Annotated in this window: 18 protein-coding genes; 8 read left to right on the forward strand and 10 right to left on the reverse strand. The window is 65.6% G+C overall.

The genetic code is table 11. The features are described 5' to 3' along the window. Positions 1-163: 163 nt before the first annotated feature. On the reverse strand, positions 164-2,050 hold the full coding sequence (gene speA / locus ABQ137_RS18490) for an arginine decarboxylase (RefSeq protein ID WP_046344820.1): 1,887 nt from the start codon (positions 2,048-2,050) through the stop codon (positions 164-166). Between the two features lie 234 nt (positions 2,051-2,284). On the opposite strand from speA, the gene speE reads away from it, so the two are divergent. Continuing rightward, entirely contained in the window at positions 2,285-3,142 is an 858-nt protein-coding gene (speE, locus tag ABQ137_RS18495; RefSeq protein ID WP_024939717.1) for a polyamine aminopropyltransferase, read from the forward strand. 94 nt (positions 3,143-3,236) lie between these two features. On the opposite strand, the gene ABQ137_RS18500 is transcribed toward speE, so the two are convergent. Then, positions 3,237-3,848: a PH domain-containing protein gene (locus ABQ137_RS18500; RefSeq protein WP_046344822.1), complete on the reverse strand. Its 612-nt coding sequence runs from the start codon at positions 3,846-3,848 to the stop codon at positions 3,237-3,239. A gap of 196 nt (positions 3,849-4,044) precedes the next feature. Next, the gene (locus ABQ137_RS18505; protein WP_102582064.1) at positions 4,045-4,854 is read right to left on the reverse strand and encodes an outer membrane beta-barrel protein; all 810 of its coding nucleotides are present in this window, start codon (positions 4,852-4,854) and stop codon (positions 4,045-4,047) included. 563 nt (positions 4,855-5,417) lie between these two features. Between ABQ137_RS18505 and ABQ137_RS18510 the strand changes: the two genes are divergently transcribed. Continuing rightward, positions 5,418-6,092 carry an RIO1 family regulatory kinase/ATPase domain-containing protein gene (locus ABQ137_RS18510; protein ID WP_046344826.1) on the forward strand — a complete coding sequence of 225 codons (675 nt, stop codon included), beginning with the start codon at positions 5,418-5,420 and terminating at the stop codon, positions 6,090-6,092. Between the two features lie 351 nt (positions 6,093-6,443). On the opposite strand, the gene ABQ137_RS18515 is transcribed toward ABQ137_RS18510, so the two are convergent. Continuing rightward, positions 6,444-8,426: a glycoside hydrolase family 84 protein gene (locus ABQ137_RS18515; RefSeq protein WP_349783341.1), complete on the reverse strand. Its 1,983-nt coding sequence runs from the start codon at positions 8,424-8,426 to the stop codon at positions 6,444-6,446. Positions 8,427-8,868: 442 nt separating this feature from the next. Then, positions 8,869-9,207, reverse strand: coding sequence for a P-II family nitrogen regulator (locus ABQ137_RS18520; protein ID WP_016904463.1), 339 nt, complete (start codon positions 9,205-9,207; stop codon positions 8,869-8,871). Positions 9,208-9,398: 191 nt separating this feature from the next. On the opposite strand from ABQ137_RS18520, the gene ubiK reads away from it, so the two are divergent. From ubiK to ABQ137_RS18535, 3 genes are all read left to right on the forward strand, one after another. Continuing rightward, complete coding sequence (ubiK, locus tag ABQ137_RS18525; RefSeq protein ID WP_016904462.1) at positions 9,399-9,677, forward strand: ubiquinone biosynthesis accessory factor UbiK; 279 nt, start codon at positions 9,399-9,401, stop codon at positions 9,675-9,677. Positions 9,678-9,692: 15 nt separating this feature from the next. Continuing rightward, positions 9,693-11,213 carry a YifB family Mg chelatase-like AAA ATPase gene (locus tag ABQ137_RS18530; protein ID WP_349783342.1) on the forward strand — a complete coding sequence of 507 codons (1,521 nt, stop codon included), beginning with the start codon at positions 9,693-9,695 and terminating at the stop codon, positions 11,211-11,213. 275 nt (positions 11,214-11,488) lie between these two features. After that, a complete protein-coding gene (locus tag ABQ137_RS18535; RefSeq protein WP_046344852.1) occupies positions 11,489-11,998 on the forward strand; it encodes a lipocalin family protein in 510 nt (169 codons plus the stop codon). A gap of 622 nt (positions 11,999-12,620) precedes the next feature. Here the strand turns inward: ABQ137_RS18535 and ABQ137_RS18540 are convergent. Continuing rightward, positions 12,621-12,797, reverse strand: a complete 177-nt coding sequence (locus ABQ137_RS18540) for a hypothetical protein (RefSeq protein ID WP_046344854.1) — start codon at positions 12,795-12,797, stop codon at positions 12,621-12,623. A 383-nt stretch (positions 12,798-13,180) separates the two neighbouring features. Between ABQ137_RS18540 and ABQ137_RS18545 the strand changes: the two genes are divergently transcribed. Continuing rightward, entirely contained in the window at positions 13,181-14,740 is a 1,560-nt protein-coding gene (locus ABQ137_RS18545) for an EAL domain-containing protein (RefSeq protein WP_349783343.1), read from the forward strand. A 314-nt stretch (positions 14,741-15,054) separates the two neighbouring features. On the opposite strand, the gene ABQ137_RS18550 is transcribed toward ABQ137_RS18545, so the two are convergent. Together ABQ137_RS18550 and ABQ137_RS18555 are read right to left on the reverse strand one after the other, a co-directional pair. Then, the gene (locus ABQ137_RS18550; RefSeq protein WP_024939708.1) at positions 15,055-16,179 is read right to left on the reverse strand and encodes a fatty acid desaturase family protein; all 1,125 of its coding nucleotides are present in this window, start codon (positions 16,177-16,179) and stop codon (positions 15,055-15,057) included. A 9-nt stretch (positions 16,180-16,188) separates the two neighbouring features. Then, complete coding sequence (locus tag ABQ137_RS18555; RefSeq protein WP_349783344.1) at positions 16,189-17,265, reverse strand: ferredoxin reductase; 1,077 nt, start codon at positions 17,263-17,265, stop codon at positions 16,189-16,191. Between the two features lie 93 nt (positions 17,266-17,358). Between ABQ137_RS18555 and fabR the strand changes: the two genes are divergently transcribed. Next, positions 17,359-18,006, forward strand: coding sequence for an HTH-type transcriptional repressor FabR (gene fabR, locus ABQ137_RS18560; RefSeq protein WP_016902665.1), 648 nt, complete (start codon positions 17,359-17,361; stop codon positions 18,004-18,006). A 618-nt stretch (positions 18,007-18,624) separates the two neighbouring features. Next, positions 18,625-19,437 (forward strand): hypothetical protein, encoded by an 813-nt coding sequence (locus tag ABQ137_RS18565; RefSeq protein ID WP_102251070.1) that lies wholly within the window; start codon positions 18,625-18,627, stop codon positions 19,435-19,437. Positions 19,438-19,555: 118 nt separating this feature from the next. On the opposite strand, the gene ABQ137_RS18570 is transcribed toward ABQ137_RS18565, so the two are convergent. Both ABQ137_RS18570 and ABQ137_RS18575 read right to left on the reverse strand, forming a co-directional pair. After that, on the reverse strand, positions 19,556-20,422 hold the full coding sequence (locus ABQ137_RS18570; RefSeq protein WP_046344865.1) for an alpha/beta hydrolase family protein: 867 nt from the start codon (positions 20,420-20,422) through the stop codon (positions 19,556-19,558). Beyond that, positions 20,422-21,522, reverse strand: a complete 1,101-nt coding sequence (locus ABQ137_RS18575; protein ID WP_349783345.1) for a DUF3182 family protein — start codon at positions 21,520-21,522, stop codon at positions 20,422-20,424. Before ABQ137_RS18575 ends, ABQ137_RS18570 begins: the two co-directional genes overlap by 1 nt. Positions 21,523-22,052: the final 530 nt, after the last annotated feature.

Below are 22,052 nucleotides of genomic sequence, written 5' to 3' on the forward strand. Positions count from 1 at the left end.
CAGGGCGCGTAGAAACCATGGCGTCCGGCGATGGCACCGGATCATGAACATGAGTTACGCCACATGACGGCCGCGCAGCGATGCTGCGGGCCGTCGCGTCAATGCAGTGCGCGCCAGGGTGAAAACAGCATGGCGCGCCACGGCCCCCGCAGCGCGCAGTGCCTCAGCCCAACGGTTCGTCGGACAGATAGGTGTAACCGGTCAACCCTGCTTCCAGCGCATCGCTCAATTCCTGTGCGCGCTCGGGCGACAGCTGCGCGGCGGCGATGCGCTCGGCATAGGTCGCACGCAACGTGTCCAGCTGATAGCCCACGTAGTCCAGCATCACATCGGTGGTATCGCCGCGGCGCTGCTGCGCGATGCGATAGCCATCGCCGTCCACGGCCACTTCCACCGCATCGGTATCGCCGAACAGGTTATGGATATCGCCCAGGATTTCCTGGTAGGCACCGACCAGGAAGAAACCGATGCGATAACTCTCGCCCGGATTCAGCGTGTGCAGCGGCATCGAGCTGTCCAGGCTTTCGTTCTCGACGTAGGTCTTGACCATGCCGTCGGAGTCGCAGGTCATGTCGGCGATGATGCCGCGCCGCTGCGGCGCTTCGTTCAAGCGCTCGATCGGCACGATCGGGAACACCTGGTCGATCGCCCACACATCCGGAATCGACTCGAACACGCTGAAGTTGACGAAGTACTTGTCGACCAGCCGCTCGTTGAGCTCGTCCAGCACCGGGCGATGGCTCTTCTCGTCGAAGCTCAGGCGTGCACGCACGCCATGCGCAATCGCATAGAACAGGTCGTCGATACGCGCGCGGTGGGTCAGGTCGATCTGGCCCAGTGCATACGCACTCAAGCCTTCGGCATGGAAGTGCTGCGCCTCCTGGAACAGTTCCACCGCCGGGCGCACATCGAGCTCGTCGTGGATCTCGCGCAGGTGGCGGATCGCTGCCGGCTCGTCGTCGTGCGCGTCCGGCACGCGGCCTTCCGGCGCCTGCTCCACTTCGGACACGTTGGCGATCAGCACCGCATGGTGGGCGGTCATCGCGCGGCCGCATTCGGTGACGATGCGCGGCGGGGTCAGGCCGTGCTCTTCGCAGGCGCTGGCCAGCGGCTGCACGATGTTGCTGGCGTAGGAATGCAGGCCGTAGTTGATCGAGCAATAGCTGCGCGAGCGCGTGCCTTCGTAATCGATGCCCAGGCCGCCGCCGACGTCCACATGGCTGATCCTGGCGCCCAGCCGCGACAGCTCCACGAAGTAGCGCGTGGCCTCGCGCATGCCGTTGGCGATGTCGCGCACATTGGAGATCTGCGAGCCCATGTGGAAATGCAGCAGCTGCAGGCTGTCGGCGTACTCGGTGTCGCGCAGGGTCTTCCACAGGTCCAGCACCTGCCGTGGCGACAGCCCGAACTTGGCCTTGTCGCCACCGCTGTTCTGCCACTTGCCCGCGCCAAGCGAGGCCAGGCGCATGCGCACGCCCAGACCCGGCTTGACGTCCAGCGCGCGCGCCTCCTCCAGCACCAGCTTCAGCTCGGAGGGCTTTTCGATGACGATGAAGGTCTGCAGGCCGAGCTTGCGACCGATCAGCGCCAGGCGGATGTATTCGCGGTCCTTGTAGCCATTGCAGACGATCAGCCCGCCCGGACGCGACAGCGCCAGCACCGCCATCAGCTCCGGCTTGCTGCCCGCTTCCAGGCCGAAGCCGTCGCCGTGGTGGCTGGCCAGCGTGCCGGCCACGCCGCGATGCTGGTTGACCTTGATCGGGTAGACGGCCGTGTAGCCGCCGGCGTAGTCCCATTCGGATTGCGCCTGCGCGAACGCCGCCTGCAGCTTGCCCAGGCGCTGGCCCAGGATGTCCGGGAAACGCACCAGCAGCGGCAGCTTGGCGCCAGCTGCGCGCGCGGCGTCCACCACCTCGGGCAACGACACCGACGGACCGTCGCTGGTCGGCGTGACCACCACATGTCCGGCGTCGTTCACATCGAAATACCCGTCGGCCCAATGCGGGATCGAATAGGTCTTGCGGGCTTGGTCGAGGGACCAATCGCTCATTTCGCTGACTCGGCTGGGGCAAAAAGGGCGTGAAGTGTAACGCCTGGCACGCGCAGGGTCCGTTACAATCCGCGCCGACTTCACGCCCTGCTCCTGATTGGAGCGGGGTTGGCGGGGGTTCGGGATGGCCGCCAGCAGCTTGCCTGTGCGCGGCTGCGCCCGACCCTCATCCGGCGCTTCGCGCCACCTTCTCCCAAGTGGGAGAAGGAACAGCCCCATCTTTCAGGACCTTGCATGAGCGCCAACGACAACTGGTACATCGAACATTTCCAGCCGACCGGCTCGGCGATCGGCTTCCGCATCAGCGGCAAGCTGGACGAGGTGCAGTCCCCGTTCCAGAAGATCGAGATCTACCAGACCACCGACTGGGGCAAGCTGATGCTGATCGACGGCGCGGTGATGCTGACCAGCCGCGACAATTTCTTCTATCACGAGATGATCAGCCATCCGGCGCTGTTCACCCACGCCGCGCCCAAGCGCGTGGTGATCATCGGCGGCGGCGACTGCGGCACCCTGCGCGAGGTGCTCAAGCACCCGGGCGTGGAAAGCGCCACCCAGTGCGACATCGACGAGCAGGTCACCCGCATGTCGGAGAAGTATTTTCCCGAGCTGTGCGATTCCAACCACGATGCGCGTGCCGAGCTGCTGTTCGACGACGGCGTGGCCTACATGGCCAACTGCCCGGCCGGCAGCGTGGACATCGTGATCGTCGATTCCACCGACCCGGTCGGTCCGGCCGAGGGCCTGTTCAACAAGGCCTTCTACGAGAGCTGCTTCAAGGCATTGAAGGACGACGGCATCCTGGTGCAGCAGTCCGAATCGCCGCTGGCGCTGCTCGAGCTGATCAAGGAAATGCGTACCGAAATGGGCAAGGCCGGCTTCCAGTCGTTCAAGACCCTGCCGTTCCCGCAGCCGTGCTACCCGACCGGCTGGTGGAGCGTGACCATGGCCAGCAAGCAGGCCAACGCCGATTTCGCCTTCCGCCAGGACGCTGCGCAGGCCAAGGGCTTCGAGACGCTGTACTACACCGCGCACCTGCATACCGGCGTGCTGGTCGCACCGCCGTTCGTGGCCAAGGCACTGGGCGAGTAAGCACGGCTCACGCACCGTAGCGCGCCGCCAGCGGATGCGGGCGGCGCGCCAGTAATCACGGCCAGGCCGTGACCAGGCAACCGTGCAGAGCGCGCTACAACCGCGCCAGCACCTCGGCTTTCTTGGCGTCGAACTCTTCCTGGGTCACCAGTCCCGCATCCAGCAGTTGCTTGAGCTTGCTCAGCACCTGGATCGGATCGTCCGCGGCCGCTGCCGTGCTCTGCGGTGACGAGGACGCGCTGCCCTGCGCGGTGGGTGCGTGCACCACCACGCCACCTGCCGATGCGCGCAACTTGTCGAACTCCAGCTGCTGGCGCTTTTCGTAGGCCGATTCCTCCACCTGCTGCGCATAGGCGTAGACCCGCCGGGCCTGCTTCTTGGGCAGGCTGTCGATGGACAGGTAGCCGCCTTGCGTGGTGCGGCACATGATCGTCGCTCCCAACATCTGCTCGCTCATGTGCACGTCGAGCACCTCGCGCCAGGGGACATCGCGAAACGTCATCCCGAACAGCGTGGGGTGCACCACGATGAATCTGCGAGTGGTCAGCACCACCGCGGCCGGCGACAGGTTCACCACCATTTTCTTCTGCACTGCGATGTACTCGACCTGCTCGTCCCGCGTCAGCAGCTCGTTCACCTTGGGCAGGATCTTGCCCACGGCCACCGGATCCTGCTCATCGGTCAGGAATTGCGTAAAGACCTCCATACCTTCCTCGTCGTGATCGCCTGCGCCGCAGCGTTGTCTTGTATGACACCACATCCGTGCCTTCGTGGTCCCGATCAGCGTTCCGACCAAGCGTGCGCAGTACCGGATCACTGAGCGCTTCATACAGCCCCAACGGAAGCAAGGCGGATGTCGCCATCCGCCTTGCTGTGTGCACAACGCTGTTTTTATCGCCGACTCAGAAGCGGATTTCGGCGCCGACGCTCAGCACTTCGGCACGATTGATGGTGATGTCTTCGTAGTCGTCGTAGTACTCGTCGGCGTACAGGTAGTTGGTATAGAGGGCGCTCAGACTGAAATGCTTGCCGATATCCACACCGAGGCCCGCACCCAGATATGCGCCGTAGACACGCTCGGTGTAATCCTCGCCTTTTGCCTCGCCGCCCCAATAGCCCGCGCGTACCAAGGCGAACACGGGGGTATTGCCGAAGTTGAAGCGCGCCGTTGCACCGATGCTGCCGAAGTCCACTGTCGGAATGACGACAAAGCCATCCGCATCCTTCGAACCGTCGACCTTTCCGGTGGCCACTTCAATGCCCACCAGCGTGACCGGACCAGCACGCCAGCGGTAACCGACGTTGAAACCTGCCATGTCCTGCTTGTTGCCCTCGAACACCTTGGCGTCGCCGGCCTGCGCGCCCAAGAACATGCCGCTCTTGAGGCGCGGCTCTTGTTCGCGTGGTGCAGGCGCAACGTAGGCAGGCGCCGGTGCGGGCGGTGCCGCCACTGCAGGCGTCTGTGCCGTCACCGTGGTGAATCCGCCGGTTTCGCCGGCTGCACTGGCTTGCACTGCCGTCTGTCCTGCGGCGGTACCGTCCTGCGACGGGCCGGACGGTGGCGCTGCCGGTGCGGTGGCCCCCTGGGTGCCAGCCTGCTGCTTTTGCTGTTGCCGATAGGTGTCCCAGCCACGCGACAACGACTGTGCGGCCGCGTCGGAAACGCAGCCCAGCGCCGTGCAGGCCAACAGCCATGTTGCGGTCCTTTTCATTGCATTCCCCAATGAGTCGTCCTCCATCGTCCCCGCATCCATGCGCACGCAGGCATGACCTGGCGGCGTCCGGAAGTGGCGCAGTTGCTGTCTCATTCGGGGGCTTTCCCAGCATCACCGGATCGTGCGCGTACTCGGCTTCAGGCATCGTCCGCGTGGACGTGCCGGTCCTGACGTGTGATGCAGCCCCCTGACCGCAGCCGGCACAGTGAATCGAGTCTCAGCAGCTGTCAAGAAGGGCTGTGATCGCTGACCATCGGTGCGCACAATGCGCGGCCAGCTGCCCCGAGAAGCGCTGCTGCCGACGGGTACGGCGTGCGCTGCGCTCCACGCACGCCCGCTGCAGGCAGCGCGTCGTATGGACATATCGACAAGATTGACCGCAGCTGACGCGGCAACCTATTGATTCTTTGAGCCGTTCCACTCCCGGAACATTTCATTTGTTAAACAAATGTAATTTCAATACTCGCAAGTTCTAAAATTCACCGGACCGATCCCCCGCGATCATCGTGAACCTGCCAGACGCGTGATTCCTCCGCGCCGCCAAGGTCCGGAGACTTGCCATGCATTACCAGCCGCTGGACACCTCCAGCCTGCAAATCGTCACGCCCGTGCTGCTCAAGCAGGGCACCCGGCTGCTCGAGCCCAACGTCTATCGCACGCATCTGGATGGGCAGCTGGCGGTGGTCAAGGACTACAGCCGCTACCGCCGTACGCTGCTGGCGCCGATCGCGCGGCTGATGGTGCGGCACGAGGCCAAGATGCTGGCCCGCCTGCACGGCTGGCGGCACGCGCCGGCCCTGCTCGGCACGCTGGGCGGGCTAGCGTTGGGCATGGAGTTCATCCCCGGCGACACCCTCAGCGCCAGTGCGGTGGTCGGCCAGGAAGTGTTCCAACAATTGCAGCAGGCGCTGCGCCGCCTGCACGCCGTCGGCATCACCCACAACGATCTGCACGGCACCAATGTGGTGATCAGTGCCGGCGTGCCGGTGCTGATCGATTTCACCTCGGCCTGGCGCTTCCCGCGCTGGTTGCGGCGCGGCACGCTGGCGCGGCAACTGCAGCGCAGCGACCTGGCCAATTTCCAGAAGATGCGCCAGCGCCTGGCCGGGATCGCGCCGACCGCCGACGAGGCCGCACGCAGCGCCGAGCCGCGCTGGGTACGCACCATCCGCGGCAGCTGGAAGCGGCTGTATCGGCACCTGAAGCGCGATGCGCAGCCAACCAGTGCCGACTGAAACCCGCTGACCGGCAGGCCGCGGCCAACCGCCGCCAAGGCAGCGCGCGCCGGCGTGATGCCTGATCGGTGACGCGCAACCGCGCCCTGCATCCAGCACCGGCACCTGCGCAACAACGCATATCGATCCGCATGCCACATGCTGGTCCGGCGTCGCGGGCCACGTTCGCCGGGCTGCAAGTCTGGCCATCCCGATGCCACGCCAACGGTGCACCGATCTTCCTGGCGAGCAATCGCCAGCTCGTGCGCAACGGCGCGGGGAAACCACAGTGGACAGGGGTACGCGCCGATGCCGTGCACCGGCGGCGCCCTCCAGGCGGCTAGCCGGTCGTCCGGTCGCCGCCCCGGCTCCTCACTGCGCGCTTGCCGCTTCGCCTGCCGGCGGCGCGCGGTAGGCGATCAATTGCGGCGCGTCGGCGACGAAGCGGTCCAGTACGCCATCGGCGATCTTGACCGGACCACCGAAGCGCGTGGCGCCGGGGATCGAGGGGATCGCCGCGGCTTCGGCGGCGATGCGCTTGGCATCGGCAAACGCAACTGCCGCCTGCGCGGCACCGCGATTGGCGGCATCCAGCCCGGCTGCGGTCTGCTGCAGCGCGCGGCCCCAGCCTTCCATCGCCTCTAGCCAGGGGCGCGATTGTTCCGCAAAGCCCTTGTCGGCCACGCCTGCACGAATGGTCTGCGGCGCGGCCGCGAATGCATCGGCCGTGCGCGCCAGCTCGGCGATGGCCTGGCTGCGCGCTGCCGCATCGCCGAGCGCAATCGCCTCGCGCACATGGTCGAGCACGGCCTTCAGCCGCGGTGCCTGTTCCTGCCACGGCTGGCTGCCGAAGGTCGGCGCCAGATGCTGGGTATCGAAGAAGGTCAGCAGCGCGGCGGTCACCTGCGCGTCGCCACCGGCCAGGTCGCGTGCGGCCGCATGCCAGGTGCGCTGGGCGTCGTAGCCGCTGTCGTTCCAGGCGAAGGCGGTCAGCCCCATCACCGCCACCCGGCTGGGCACTTCCTGATTCATCGGGTTGGAGACGATGCCGGACAACTCCGCCGATAGGCCGGCCTCGCGCCGCGCATACGGCGCCATCAGCAGGCGCCCGGCCGAGGTTTCGAAATCGTTGACCGGGTAGTTGTCCCACAGCAGCGTCTTGCGGCCGAACGCCTTGGTCGCCGCGCGTGCATCGGGAATGGAAATGGCCGGCGGCACCACGTCGGTGCCGGTCCACTGCACCACGATCTTCGGGTCCAGATGCTTGCGCAGCGCTTCCTTGTACGGGCTTTCCTTGGCGTCGTAATACTCGGTCGGCACCATGATCAGTTCCGACGCTGCATCGTGGCGGGCGACCAGATCGGCCTGCACCAGGTTGAGCAGATGCGACTGCGCGATACCGGCCGCCTGCGCGCCGGACGCGCCGAAGGTGGTCTTGTCGCGCTCGCAGTTCCACTTGGTGTATTCGATATCGTCCAGCGCCACGTAGAAGCTGCGGACGCCCAGCGCACGGAAGGCATCGAACTTGCGCAGCAGCGCCTTGGCATCGGCCGGATCGGAGAAGCACACCGTCGGCCCCGGCGAGATCGCATAGACGAAGTCGACATGGTTGCGCTTGGCGGTGGCCGCCAGCTTGCCCAGTGCCTTCAGCGTCGCGGCCGGATATGCGTCGCGCCAGCGATCACGCGCGTACGGGTCGTCCTTGGGGCTGTAGATGAAGGTATTGGCCTTGCTGCGGGCGAGAAACGCGATGTGCTTGCTGCGGTCGGCCATCGACCATGGCGCGCCGTAGAAGCCTTCGATGGTGCCGCGGATCGGCATCGCCGGATGATCCTGGATCGCCAGGGTCGGAATGGCCGGACGCTCGACCAGCTGGCGCAGCGTCTGCGCCGCATGGAACAGCCCGTCGTTGTCATGACCAGCCAGCGTGATCAGGCTGCCGGTGCCGAGCGCCACGCTGGCGAGCGTATAGCCCTCCTTGTGGGTGTCCTGCATCGCCTTGCTGCGGGTCAGCGCATCGCGCACCACTGCCGCCTCGCCGGTGCCGAGCACGATGTGCGGGCGGTCGAGCGTGGCCGGCAGACGCGCCGCGGTGGCGATCTTGGTGACGCCGGCCGTACCGAGAATGCGGCGTACCAACGCGATCGACTCCGGATCTGCGCCCGGCGCCACCACCAGCACCACTGATTGCCCCAGCGTGACGGTGCCACCCTCCAGCGTGATCGAGACCGGGGCGGGGAAGATCGCCGGCTGGGTGACCGGCTGTGCCAGCGCGGGGACTGTTGCCGCTGCCAGGCCTGCTGCCAGCCAGAGCGAGAGCGGGCGCAAGCCCGACTTCCTATCGCGTCGCTTCATCCCCGAACTCCGGTATTGAAATGGTATTAGGCCCTAGAGTAGGCAAGTCGTCGCGTGGCGACAAGCGGACCGATCTTGGACATTCAAATCATGCCGGAAGCCGAAAGCTTGGTCGCGGGCATGGCGCCTGTGCCGCGGCTGGCCCCAGGTGCTGGATCCACTCTTCGGTATTGAAATGGTATGAGTAGGCTGCGTGGCATGGCACCGCTCGGGTCGTATACCAGGCCAGCTGCTCGGGTGAAATCGAGCCGGCTCAAGGCTTCGCCCGTCGACAGCCAGAGGCCGCTCGCCCACGAGTGACTATTTAGCCAAGATGCGATTGTGGACGCCATGGCGCTGCGTCGCGGCAATCCGCCGATGACGGATGCGGTATCTCAGCAACCGGCCAATTACCTGAGCACCAACGGCGCGATATCGGCCGAAGGCGCTGCCCGCTGACGCCTTACAGCGCGTCGCTGTCCAGTTCGCCGGTGCGGATGCGCACCACGCTGCCCAGGTCGTAGACGAACACCTTGCCGTCGCCGATCTTGCCGGTCCCGGCCGCGGTCACGATGGCTTCGACCACGCGCTCGGCCTGGTCGTCGGTCACCGCCACTTCGATCTTCACCTTGGGCAGGAAATCGACCACGTATTCGGCACCGCGATACAGCTCGGTATGCCCCTTCTGCCGCCCGAAGCCCTTGACCTCGGTGACCGTGATGCCTGCCACCCCGCAGCCGGCGAGCGCTTCGCGCACATCGTCGAGCTTGAACGGTTTGACGATGGCCATGATCATTTTCATCGGTGCGGATCCAGCGGCATGACAGGGCGCGCAGCATACCGTGGACGGCCGTAACACTCACCCAGCAGCGTGCGCCCGTCACCGCGGCCGACAGTCAAATGGGACTATCCTTACCGCCTGCCGACTGCCTTGCCGATGTCCCGCGTGTCCCGGCCTGCACTAGGCTTCCTACGGACCTGCGGAGAACACCCATGATCGATTTCAACCAGCTCGACGACCTCGCCCGCCGCCTCAGCGACCTGGTGCCGCCGGGCCTGCGCCAATCGCGCGAAGAACTGCAGAGCACCTTCAAGGGCGCGCTGCAGGCCGGCCTGGGCAAGCTGGACCTGGTCACCCGCGAAGAGTTCGACGTGCAGCGCGCGGTGCTGCTGCGCACGCGCGAAAAACTCGACGCGCTGGAACAGGCCGTGGCCGCGCTGGAAGCCCGCGCGCCTGCGACGACGCCCACAGCGCCGCCTGCCGCTCCCTGACCAGGGCCTTCCACCATGAGTCTGGCGCTGGTGCACAGCCGTGCCCGCGTGGGGGTGCATGCGCCTGAGGTTCGGGTGGAAGTGCATCTCTCCGGCGGGCTTCCCTCCACCCAGATCGTGGGCCTGCCCGAGGCCGCGGTGCGCGAATCGCGCGAACGGGTGCGTGCGGCGCTGCTGTGCGCACAATTCGAATTTCCCGCCCGGCGCATCACCATCAACCTGGCCCCGGCCGACTTGCCGAAGGAAGGCGGCCGCTTCGACCTGCCGATCGCCCTCGGCATCCTGGCCGCCAGCGGGCAGATCGATCGTCAAACCCTTGCCGACTACGAGTTTCTTGGCGAGCTGGCGTTGACCGGCGAGTTGCGTGGCGTCGACGGCGTGCTGCCGGCCGCGCTGGCTGCCGCGCAGGCCGGGCGACGGTTGATCGTGCCGCTGGTCAATGGTGCCGAAGCGGCTGTCGCCGGGCATGTCGAGGCCTTCACCGCGCGCACGCTGCTGGAAGTCTGCGCCGCGCTCAACGGCAGCCGACGGGCGCCCGCTGCCGAGGTGGCGATCCCGGCGCTCGGCGCGCGTGCGTTGCCCGACATGGCCGATGTGCGCGGCCAGCCGCACGCGCGTCGCGCGCTGGAGATCGCCGCTGCCGGTGGTCACCATTTATTGCTGGTCGGCAGCCCTGGCTGCGGCAAGACTTTGCTTGCCTCGCGCCTGCCCGGCCTGTTGCCGGAATCCAGCGAGGCCGAGGCACTGGAAACCGCCGCCATTACCTCGGTAAGCGGCCGCGGGCTGGATCTTGCGCGCTGGCGGCAGCGGCCCTACCGGGCCCCGCATCACACCGCCAGCGCGGTCGCATTGGTCGGGGGCGGCACGCATCCGCGCCCGGGCGAGATCTCGCTGGCCCACAACGGCGTGCTGTTTCTGGACGAATTGCCCGAATGGCAACGGCAGACGCTGGAAGTGTTGCGCGAGCCCCTGGAATCCGGCCTGGTGACGATCTCGCGCGCCGCGCGCAGCGTGGATTTCCCGGCACGCTTCCAGCTGGTTGCTGCCATGAACCCATGCCCGTGCGGATGGGCCGGCGATGGCAGCGGGCGTTGCCGCTGCAGCAGCGACAGCATCCGCCGCTATCGCAGCCGCATCTCCGGCCCGTTGCTGGACCGGATCGACCTGCATGTCGAAGTGCCGCGACTGCCTCCGCAGGCCTTGCGCAGCGGCGATCCCGGCGAAGACAGCACCAGCATGCGTGCCCGCGTGGTCGCCGCACGCCAACGGCAACTTGCGCGTGCCGGCGCACCCAACGCTCACCTGGATCAGGCACAGACCGATGACCACTGCCGCCTGGAAGGCGACGATCAGGTGCTGCTGGAACGCGCCATCGAACACTTGCAGCTCTCCGCACGCTCGATGCATCGCATCCTGCGCGTGGCCCGCACCATTGCCGATCTCGACGGCAGTGCAGCCATTGCCACCCGGCATCTGACCGAGGCCATTGGTTACCGCAAACTGGATCGCGCCATCGGCACGGCGAGCGCGGCGTAGCAGCGCCGATCCAAACGCCTCAACGTGGTGGCAGTGGTCCACCGTACGACGATGCCGCGCAGTTTCGTTAGGACGCTAAGGAATTCCAGACGGCAATGCGATCGATCGCTGTCTCCATCGAAGGGTTGTCTGCTGCCGGTTCGTCGGCAGGGCGCGTGCTTCCATCCGGCGGCACAGCATTCGCCGATACGTCCACACGCTCTCTCCAGCGTCGCAACATCCATTTCATGGCGATGCACGTACAACGTCCGCCTTCCCATTGCGCAGAGGCCGTCATGAGCCGACTTCCCGACCTAGTCACCGTCCCGTCCCTGGATCTGAATCGTTATCTGGGCACCTGGTACGAAATCGCACGGCTGCCGATTCGCTTCGAGGATGCCGATTGCACCGATGTGTCGGCGCACTATTCGTTGCAGGACGATGGCACGGTGCGGGTGCAGAACCGCTGCCTGACCGCCGAGGGCGAGCTGGAAGAAGCGATCGGCGAAGCGCGCGCCATCGACGACAGCAATGCACGACTGGAGGTCACCTTCCTGCCCGAAGGCCTGCGCTGGATTCCGTTCACCAAAGGCGATTACTGGGTGATGCGCATCGATGCGGACTACACCGCCGCGCTGGTCGGCGGACCCGACCGCAAGTACCTGTGGCTGCTGGCAAGGCTGCCGCAACTGGACGAAAACACCACCCAGGCCTATCTGGCGCATGCGCGCGAGCAGGGCTTCGATCTGGCCCCGCTGATCCACACCCCGCACACCGGGCGACTGACCGAGCAGCCACTTCCCTGACAGCGACGCCAAGCCGACAAAGCAGCCTTCAACGTTTCTCGCCTGGGCACGCTTCCTCGGCCAGCGAATGGCTTGTGTCTTTGGGGATCGGGATTGCGGGCAGCTCGACCGTAGAGCCAGACCAACTCTAGAACGGCTGATCTGCGGCCTGGCTGCAGGGCCCTTGCCCGCCCACCATCGCGGGACAGGCCCCAAGTAAGTCCGTGTAGGCTCTTACGCGGCATCCATGCCGCGTAAGGTCCCGCGACGGTAGGCAGCCAAGGACCAGTCGAGATGGTCGGTGTGCATGGGGCAAGCAGGGCAAGACATGGTTGGTCGGATCACTGCATGTGCCCCCGGCTTCCCATCCCAAGCCGCGCAGCACACAGGTGTTCAACACACAACCGACAAATGTCTCGTCTGCCCGCCGCAAGCTCAGGAACACGCTTTCGAGAAAGCGGCCGACCAACTCGCTAGTGCGGGACCCCCGCCGGTTGCGGGACCCTTGGCGGCATCAGTGCCGCCAAGGAGCCTATACGGACGGATTCACGGCGTGTCCCGCAAGCGGTGAGGGCGCCGCACCCTCGACCTACCCCCTCGCCTATCTGATATTGGACGACTGGCGACCGGACTGCAGCCCGACTCAACCGTCGAGCGCACCCAGATCCTTGGCCGCAGCCTGCGCGCCTTCCAGGCTGTCGAAGGCGACGCCGGTGTCGCCGACCACGTACTTGGTCAGTTCGCCATCGCGGGTGGTTTCCTGCATCTTGAAGATCGGCACCGCATCGGTGCCGCCGACGCGTTCTTTCTGCGTTGTCATGGTGATTCCTCCAGGGAGAGTGCCTTGCACGGGGCCGGGTGGCGCCGTGGCTCCCGCTTGGGAGCACAGACACTTCGACCCTAGCGCGCCGCCTGGTGCAGGCGCGTGAATCCGTTGACGAGGCCGATTGCCACACTTGCCGGCATCGTCGTTTGCAGAAAATCACGTCTGCTTCGCTCCGCGGACGCGCGCAACCCGCGCGTCTGTCGTACATTCGCGACGTGCAGCCTCATCAGTCCACCGTCACTGTCTCCAGCGTCCTCGCGCGGCACGTCCGCGTGCGGCACCGGCATGCTGCGCCAGTGGCGGGGCGATACGCGTCAGCGTCGCTCTGCACGGGCTGTCGTGCGTGAGCACCCCTCCACGCAGATGTGGGTGGTGAGGTGAAGCGTCAACGCATCATCAGTCTGACCGTGCTGCTGGTATTGCTGGGCGCAATGCTTCCGATCAGCCTGTCCTACTATCTGGCATGGCGGCTGGCGCTGGACCGCGAGGAGAGCAAACTCGCGCAGCTCGCGGCGCTGTCGATCCGGCGCACCGACACTGCCTTCGACGAGGCCCATGGCGCGCTCCTGAGTATGGGCGCATCGCAGCTGCCGCCCTGCTCGCAGTCGCATCTGGCGCAGATGCGCGCACTGGTACTGGCCAGTCACTACATCGTCGAACTCGGCTACATGCAGCAGGGCCGGTTGCGCTGTACCTCATGGGGGCCATCGCCGCAGGCGGTTGCGCACACCGCTGCCGACTTCGTGGTCAAGCGTGGCATTGCGGTCACCACGCGGCTGCGTCCGCTGGCCAATCCGCAACACCCGCTGATGGCCCTGCAACTGCGCGACTACAACGTCCTGATCAATCCGACCACGCTGACCGACATCAATCTGCCGCCCGGCCTGCAGTTGGCGATCGGCACGCCGGACGGACAGATACTGAGCAGTACCGGCACTGCCGCCGAGCGGCTGCTGATCGCAGCGCCGACCGACGCCTCCGGCACCGGCGCAGATGCCCAGGTGTTGTCCGGCCGCGACCGCCGCGGCGACTGGGCCGCGGTCGTCACCGAGCCGGCGGCCTATCTGCGCGGGCCGCTGGCAGCCGCACGGCTGCAGGTGGTGCCGGTCGGCATTGCGCTGGCGCTGCTGTTGGTCAGCCTGGTGATCTGGGTGTCGCGGCGGCGGTTGTCGCCGCTGGCACGGCTGGAAATCGCCGTCCAGCGCAACGAGTTCGTCGTGCATTACCAGCCGATCATCGCGCTCGACACCGGCGCCTGCGTCGGTGCCGAGGCGCTGGTACGCTGGCAGCAACCCGATGGCGTGCTGATCCCGCCCGATGCCTTTATCCCGCTGGCCGAAGAAAGCGGCTTGATCCTGCCGATCACCGACCTGGTGGTGGCCGAAGTCATCCGCGACCTCGGCCCCACCCTGGCGGCTGACCCCTCCCTGCACGTGGCCATCAATGTCTCTGCCGAGGACATCAAGAGCGGCCGTGTGCAGACCGTGCTTGCCCAGGTGCTGCATGGCACTAGTGTGGACAGCGGGCAGTTGTGGGTGGAGGCGACCGAACGCAGCCTGATGGACATCGAAGCGGCACGCACCACCATCACCCATTTGCGCGGTGCCGGCCACACGGTGTCGATCGACGACTTCGGCACCGGGTACTCGAGCCTGCAGTACCTGCAGGGATTGCCGCTGGATGCGCTGAAGATCGACAAGTCGTTCGTGGATACCATCGGCACCCATTCGGCCACCAGCGCGGTGACCTCGCACATCATCGACATGGCCAAGACGCTGCAGTTACGCACCATTGCCGAAGGCGTGGAACGGCAGGAGCAGCTGGACTATCTGCGCGCGCACGGCGTGGATCTGGCGCAGGGCTGGCTGTTCTCGCGCGCGCTGCCGGCTACCGGCTTCATCGCCTACCACGCACTGATGCGCGGCGCTGCGCACTGACCGGCGCCGGGACGGCGCCCTGCACTGACCTGGACCGTCAGGACGCGTAGTCGACCAACGGCCACGGCGATCCAGGCACCTAGATAAACGTTGTGCGCGCACGGCATGCTCGAATCGCAGCACAGGTACTGATCTCGCCCGCACGCAAGCTCAAATTGCCCGAACGCGTGCTGCCCGAGCTGGCGCTACCGCTTTGCGTTCACCCCTGCCGCAAGCACCGATGCCGAGCACCCGGCAAGGTGCAATCTCGTGTGGCGATCCTACTGGGACTGACTGCACCAAAAAAAAAAGGCCGCCAATGGCGGCCCTTTCGATCAGGCGCTTTGCAAGGCGCCTTCGCGTTGGCGGCGTACCGGCTTGGGCCGGCTCGGGAACGCATGCCGCACGATCCGCCACATCACCTGGCCGAACTGACGCGGCAGCGAGCCGGTGTTGTAGTGCTGGCCGTAACGCGCACAGACCTGCTTCACCTCGACCGCAATCTGCGCGTAGCGATTGGCCGGCAGGTCCGGATAGAAGTGATGCTCGATCTGGTGGCTCAGATTGCCCGACAGCACGTTCATCAGCTTGCCACCGGTGAGGTTCGAGGAACCCCGCAGCTGACGCAGATACCAATGGCCGCGCGACTCGTTGCGGATCGACTCCTTCGGGAACACTTCCGCATCGGCGGTGAAGTGGCCGCAGAAGATGATCACGAAGGTCCAGATGCTGCGCAGCACGTTGGCGGCCAGGTTACCCAGCAGCACGGTCAGGAAGAACGGGCCGGCCAGCAGCGGGAACACGATGTAGTCCTTGAGCATCTGGCGGCCCATCTTGCGGCCGACCGGCAGGAACGAGGCGCGCAATTCGGCCGCCTTCATCTTGCCGGCGAACCAGCGGCCCAGGCGCAGGTCCTGGATGGCCACGCCCCATTCGAACAGCAGCGCAAAGAACACCGCCACGAACGGCTGCAGCAGGTAGAACGGGCGCCAGCGCTGTTCGGGAAAGATGCGCAGCAGGCCGTAGCCGATGTCGTCGTCCATGCCGCGCACGTTGGTATAGGTGTGGTGCTTGAAGTTGTGCGTCTTGCGCCAGTTGTCGCCGGTGGCAACGATGTCCCACTCGTAGGTGTTGCCGTTGAGCTGCGGGTCGCCCATCCAGTCGTACTGGCCGTGCATGACGTTGTGGCCCAGCTCCATGTTCTCCAGGATCTTGGACAGGGTCAGCAGCACCACGCCGGCGATCCAGGCCGGGATCAGCACGCTGTGCACGAACGCGCCCAGGAACAGCAGCGCGCGACCGGCCACGCCGGTCCAGCGCACCGCCGCCACGATGCGGCGGATGTAACGCGCATCGGCGGCGCCGACCTGGCTCTGCACGCGGGCGCGGATGGCATCGAGCTCGTCGCCGAAGGACTGCAGTTCGGCAGCGGACAGGGCGCGGTTATGGACTCGGCTCATGAAGATTCCTTACAGATCCAGGATCAGGTCAGTGCTCGGGGCACTGATGCACAGGCGGACCTGTGCGGTGGGTTCATTGCTGCGCTCACCGGTCAACAGGTGGCGCGTGGTGCCGGACTGGCGCGCGCAGGCGCAGCTGTTGCAGATGCCCATGCGGCAGCCGTATTTCGGGCGCAGGCCGTGCGCTTCCAGCCCTTCCAGCAGCGACTGGCCGCGCGGCAGGCTGAGCGTACGGCCACTGCGTGACAGCTGGACCTGCACATCACCGGTTTCGCCGTCTTCCAGCGTCGGCACGCTGAAGGCTTCGGCCTGGAACGCGGCCACGCGGCCCTGCAGGCGCGCACGCGCCGCCTGCACGAAACCGCCCGGCCCGCAGACCATGACGTGACGGCTGGAGAGATCGGCAATCTGCTCCAACGGATAGGTATCGATGCGCGCCGCCGGCGTGGCGCCTTCGCGGGTGGTCAGCAGCCGTACGCGCAAGCGCGGATGGGCGGCGGCCATCGCCTCGAATTCGTCGACGAAGCAGGCTTCGTCGCGCTGGCGCACCCAATACAGCAGGTCCACGTCCATCGGCATGCCGGCCTGCGCGGCGGCCTGCAGCAGCGCGCGCATCGGGGTGATGCCCGAGCCGGCAGCAAGCAGCAACAGCGGCGTCGGGATGGTCGGCAGCAGCATGTCGCCGAAGGCCGGATCCAGCGACACCACCGTCCCGATCGGCGCAGCGCCGGCCAGGTAGCGGCTGACCAGCCCGCCCTCGATCGCCTTGACGGTGATCGCCAGGCGGCCATCGGCCAGCACGGTCGGGCTATAGCTGCGCAGCAGGCGGCGGCCGTCGATCTCCACGCCCAGGCTCACGTGCTGGCCGGCCTGCAGGCCCTGCCAGTGGCCATTGGGCCGCAGCACCAGGGTCACCGCGTCGCGGCTGGCGGCCGTGCGCGCGACCAGGCGGGCCATCGGCCGTTCCAGCGTCCACAGCGGGTTGAGCCGGGTCGCCCAGAAGTCGAACAGCTGCGGCGACACCAGCCGGCGCGCCAGACGCGTCGGCAATGGGGACTTGGACTTGGGAGGAGATGCCAGGTTCATGGATTGCACTATACGCATGCATGCACAGCCGTGTATACAGTTGTATATCGATCAGAGGAGCTATGATTCAGGCCCACGCCTAGCTGCTGCCTCATGACCTCCATCGCCCTGCCTTCCCAAGACGCGCCGCCGTCACGCAAGCCGGCGATTTCACGCGAGGACCTGATCGCCGCGGCGCTGTCGCTGATCGGACCGCATCGCAGCCTGTCCACGCTGAGCCTGCGCGAGGTGGCACGCGAAGCCGGCATCGCGCCGAACAGCTTCTATCGCCAGTTCCGCGACATGGACGAGCTGGCGGTGGCCTTGATCGATCTGGCCGGGCGTTCGTTGCGCACCATCATCGGCCAGGCCCGCCAGCGCGCCACCTCCACCGACCGCAGCGTCATCCGCGTGTCGGTCGAAGCTTTCATGGAGCAGCTGCGCGCCGACGATAAGTTGCTGCATGTGCTGCTGCGCGAGGGCGCAGTGGGCTCGGATGCATTCAAGCAGGCAGTGGAGCGCGAGCTCAGCTATTTCGAAGACGAGCTGCGGGTGGACCTGATCCGCCTGGCCGCCGCCGACAACGCCAAGCTGCATGCACCGGCGCTGGTGTCCAAGGCGATCACCCGGCTGGTGTTTGCGATGGGCGCGGTGGCGATGGACTCGCCGCCGGAAAAAGATCCCGAATTGATCGAACAGATCTCGCAGATGCTGCGCATGATCTTGACCGGCGCACGTACCTTGGGCACGCACGGCGGGTGAGCGTGGTTTGACGTTGGAAGCGGCGTGCCTGCCCTGCTTTCATCGATGACGCTTGATCGTTGAGCGCTGCAGCCCGGCTGGCTGCGGATGGATTGCATCGCGCGTCTGCACTGCCATCGCGTCAATGACCTTGTGGTCATGCTGGCGTCGTCCACCTGCGTTGCCGCGTCGAGCATCGTTCAAGCGCCCGTGCATCGACATGGCCGCAGGTACTGCGTTTCGCACAGCCAGCCAGAAATAGCGATCGCTGAAACATCTGTAGTGCCTGCGTTCGAAGGCATTTCGATGACCTGCAGGGCAATATGGCCGCATCTTCTGAAGGCCACCGCCTTGTGGAAATACGCTTGGCGTTATCGGCTGACGTCTTGGTACAGATTATCCGTACACACCAGCCACGTAAGGCCATTCGATAAATCAATACACCTGCAGTGCAAGCTTGCTTGAGCGCGATGTTGCAGGCTGGCGTCAGCAACCTCATCCATACCGACAGATGCACAGTTCAGTCTTGTCGCGACGGCACTCACGTCCAAGCACACGCGTTTCACTCCTCGCTGGCCAAGGTGGCGCCACGTTCGCGATCTGCTCGACAGACGCACCTACAGCCACCCCGGAGACGACATGAGCAACCACGATACCCCTCTCGACAAGCAGGAACGCAAGGCCGAAGCGCAGGATTTGAATCGTGATCCGATCTCCGGCGCACCCGGTTCGCATCCGGTAGGCGTGGGTGTGGGCGGCGTTGCAGGCGGCGCTGCCGCAGGCGCGCTGGCCGGTACGGTGTTCGGCCCGCTGGGCACCCTGATCGGCGCTGCGGTGGGCGTGGTGGCCGGCGCTGCAGCCGGCAAGGGCGTGGCCGAGCGCCTGGACCCGACAGTGGAAACCGAATACTGGCGCCAGGAATATCAGAACCGTCCTTACTACAAGGAAGGCACCGATTACGATCGCGATTACGCCACCGTGTACGGCTTCGGCCTGCAGGCGCGCGAAACGCGCCCAACCAGCACCTGGGAAGAAACCGAAGCGACCCTGGCCGGCGAGTGGCCGCGCAATCGCGGGGAATCACGACTGGAATGGGAAGAAGCGCGCCTTGCTGCGCGCGATGCCTGGGAGCGCGCCGATCGCACCCATAGCGTCTATCGCGAGGGCGACACGCATTACGAAGGCCGCTTCGACAGCGCGAGCTATCGCGATGCCGAGTATTCCTATGACGATTATCGTCCGGCCTATCGTTATGGCATGCAGGCGCGTCAGCAACACGCCGGCCGCCAGTGGGACGACCATCTGGAACGCGACCTGGGCGACGGCTGGGACCGGTTCAAGTCCAACTCGCGCCTGAGCTGGGAAAAGGCCAAGCATGCAGTGCGCGAAGCCTTCGATTCCGAGCATCACGGTGATGCGGCACGTCGCAACCCGACCGACCCGCGCGTCTAAGCCCATACGGCCTGGCGCCGAGCCAGGTTGAAGTCTTGGAAAAAGAACGGGCCCCACGGGCCCGTTCTTCCTTGTGGAAAGCACTGCCATGCACGAGGCGTTCTAGCGAACGCGCGAATCAGCTGGAACTGTTCTCCACCGCACGGATATCGCCACGGAATTCGTTCGTGCCCTGCCCCGGCGAGGAGAGCGCATCGCTCTGCTGCTTGAGCCTGTGCTTGCGCGCGGCCACCACTTCCTTGGCCAGGGCGATGCGCCGGCCGACCACCATCTCGGTCAGCCAGTCGATCAGCGTGCGCGTATATTCCTGCTGGTGTTCCTTGACGCTCAATGCGTGATCGGCACCAGCAATCACGCGTGCACTCAGCGAGCGCGCATTGACGAAGGCATTGGCGTAGTTGCGCAATACCGGATGCGGCACGATCACATCGTGTTGCGCCTCCACCAACAGCACATCGCCTTTGTAATCGGCACAGGCGGCCAGGGCGATATTGTCGTCGGGGGTCAGCACGCGTTGCCGATAGTCCATCAACTCCGGATCGGCGTTGAGGCTCACCTTGGGGTGATCCCAGTGCTCGTCCTTGTAGAGCGCGGGCGAGCGTAACGCCAGCCATTCCACCGGGCGTTCGCGCGTCAGCAATGCCGACAGGTAGCCGCCGTAACTGAGCCCGACCACCGCAATCGACTGCGGATCGACGTACGGCAGGCCAGCGAGCTGATCGTAGGCGGCCTTGATGTCGTCCAGGTTCTGCGCGCGTGTCACGCTCTGGCGCATCGATGCATAGCCTTCGTGACCGCGCAGATCGAAGGTCATGCAGATGCAGCCAAGGCCGACCGCTTCGCGCGCACGCACCAGGCTGTGATGCTGGCTGCCGCCCCAACCATGGACGAACAACACCGCGGGAATGCCGGTGGGCGTCAGCAAGGTGCCGCTGAGTTCGTCCTGGTCGACCGGGATCTGAATGCTGGAAAGTTTGGCTTCCATTATGGGGTGGATACCCTCCTGTATTTGAAGCGCGGACCCGGCCCGGCGCGCTCCGCGCGGTAGTAGATCTGCGCATCCGCGGGCGGTTCGCCCTGATAGATCTCATGCGTGGATGCATGCACCCACTGCAGGCTGGCGTCGTCCTGGAAGCTGGAGATCGCGGCAAGCTCGGCCGGTGTCGCGCCGCCGACCCGCCAGGATTGCTCCAGCACACCGCAGACCGGACCGGCCTGCCCATCGTCGCCACTGACCACGTCGTAGTTGCGCCGCGAGATGTGCAACCCAGGATAGGCGGCGGTGATGAATCGATCGTATCTGCAGGCCTGCTCGACCACCCGCTGTTGCAGCGACGGAAGCGCGGTCGCGGCCAGTGCCTCGAGCGATCCGCGATACACATGCAGCGACGAGCCGCCGTAGACCTCTTCATCCTGCATGTTGCGCACGCTGCATTGCGTGCCGTAATACGCAATCTGGACACCCGCAAGGCAGAGCTCGCCCACGCTATGCGTCACGGGCTGCAGGATGTTGCGCTCCAGCACCGCGCCATGCGTGCGCAAATAATGCTCCGGCAGGCTGTCCAGCACCTGCGCGAGGTGCGCTGCACCGGCGATACGCCATTGGCCGTTGCCACCCACGCCGGTCGGCAGCTTCAGTCGCACACCGCCATCCGGAAGCAGGAGCTCCAATGCACGCAGGGCATCGATGCGCGAAAACACCGTATAGCCCGCCAATGTTGCCGGGATCAGCGCGGTGGCCAGTGCCTTGTTCCATCCGGTGATGCTGGCTGCATGGTCGGCAATGAGCGGGTGGCCGATCACCTTGGTCGCCAGGAAGGCATGCGGCACGATGCCGCCTAGCAAATCCGCCGCATCATCGATACCGAGTCCATGCGCCTGTTCCGAGGTCAAGGTCTCATCGGGCACATGAAACACGGTCTCAGGGACAGCATGCTTGAAGTCACTGGCGTGCCCTGCGCCGCGAACGCCCAGCAACCGTGCGATTTCACCGCAGACCCAGGCATGCGTGGCACGCTCTTGGCCGTCCTCGGGCACCGGACGCGTGACATGCCCCACGACCTGGCAGTACTGCTTGTGCGCCATCACGTCTCCCCTCGCAGCATCGAGCCGAGTGCCGTTGCTGGCTTGTTCAAACAGTTGAGACGCACGCAGGCATTGATGTATCGCTACGCGATGCCCGGGAGAACCGGCTTATTTCAGCGTCAGATAGAACGCGAATACGATCACAAGGACGACGATCAAGCTGATGGCGACACGTCCCCCTCGTAGCTCCACCAAGGCATGCCACCACACGCGTGCTTCGGAGGTACCGCTGGCGGCTTGCGGCTTACGGCTGCTTTCGCTGTCCTGCATCCTGAGTACTCTCATCTCCCTAAAGTCATCCCACATCCTAAGCATCAGACGTTACACAAGTGTGGAACGATTCAGAATCTTCCGTAAATTGCGGCATTGCGCAGGGGTTTTCTCGCTCACCAACGCAGCTACCAGCCGATGCGCGATGGCAAGCCTCACACCTCGATTGCCGACATTGCAGCCAATGCAATCGATTGCTGGCTATTGCTCAGCACGACGCTACGGCTTCGATCACAACTGCAGTTCTCGCGAGACATTGC

The organism is Xanthomonas sp. WHRI 8393, from assembly GCF_040203315.1.
In the GTDB taxonomy this organism is placed as follows: domain Bacteria; phylum Pseudomonadota; class Gammaproteobacteria; order Xanthomonadales; family Xanthomonadaceae; genus Xanthomonas; species Xanthomonas arboricola.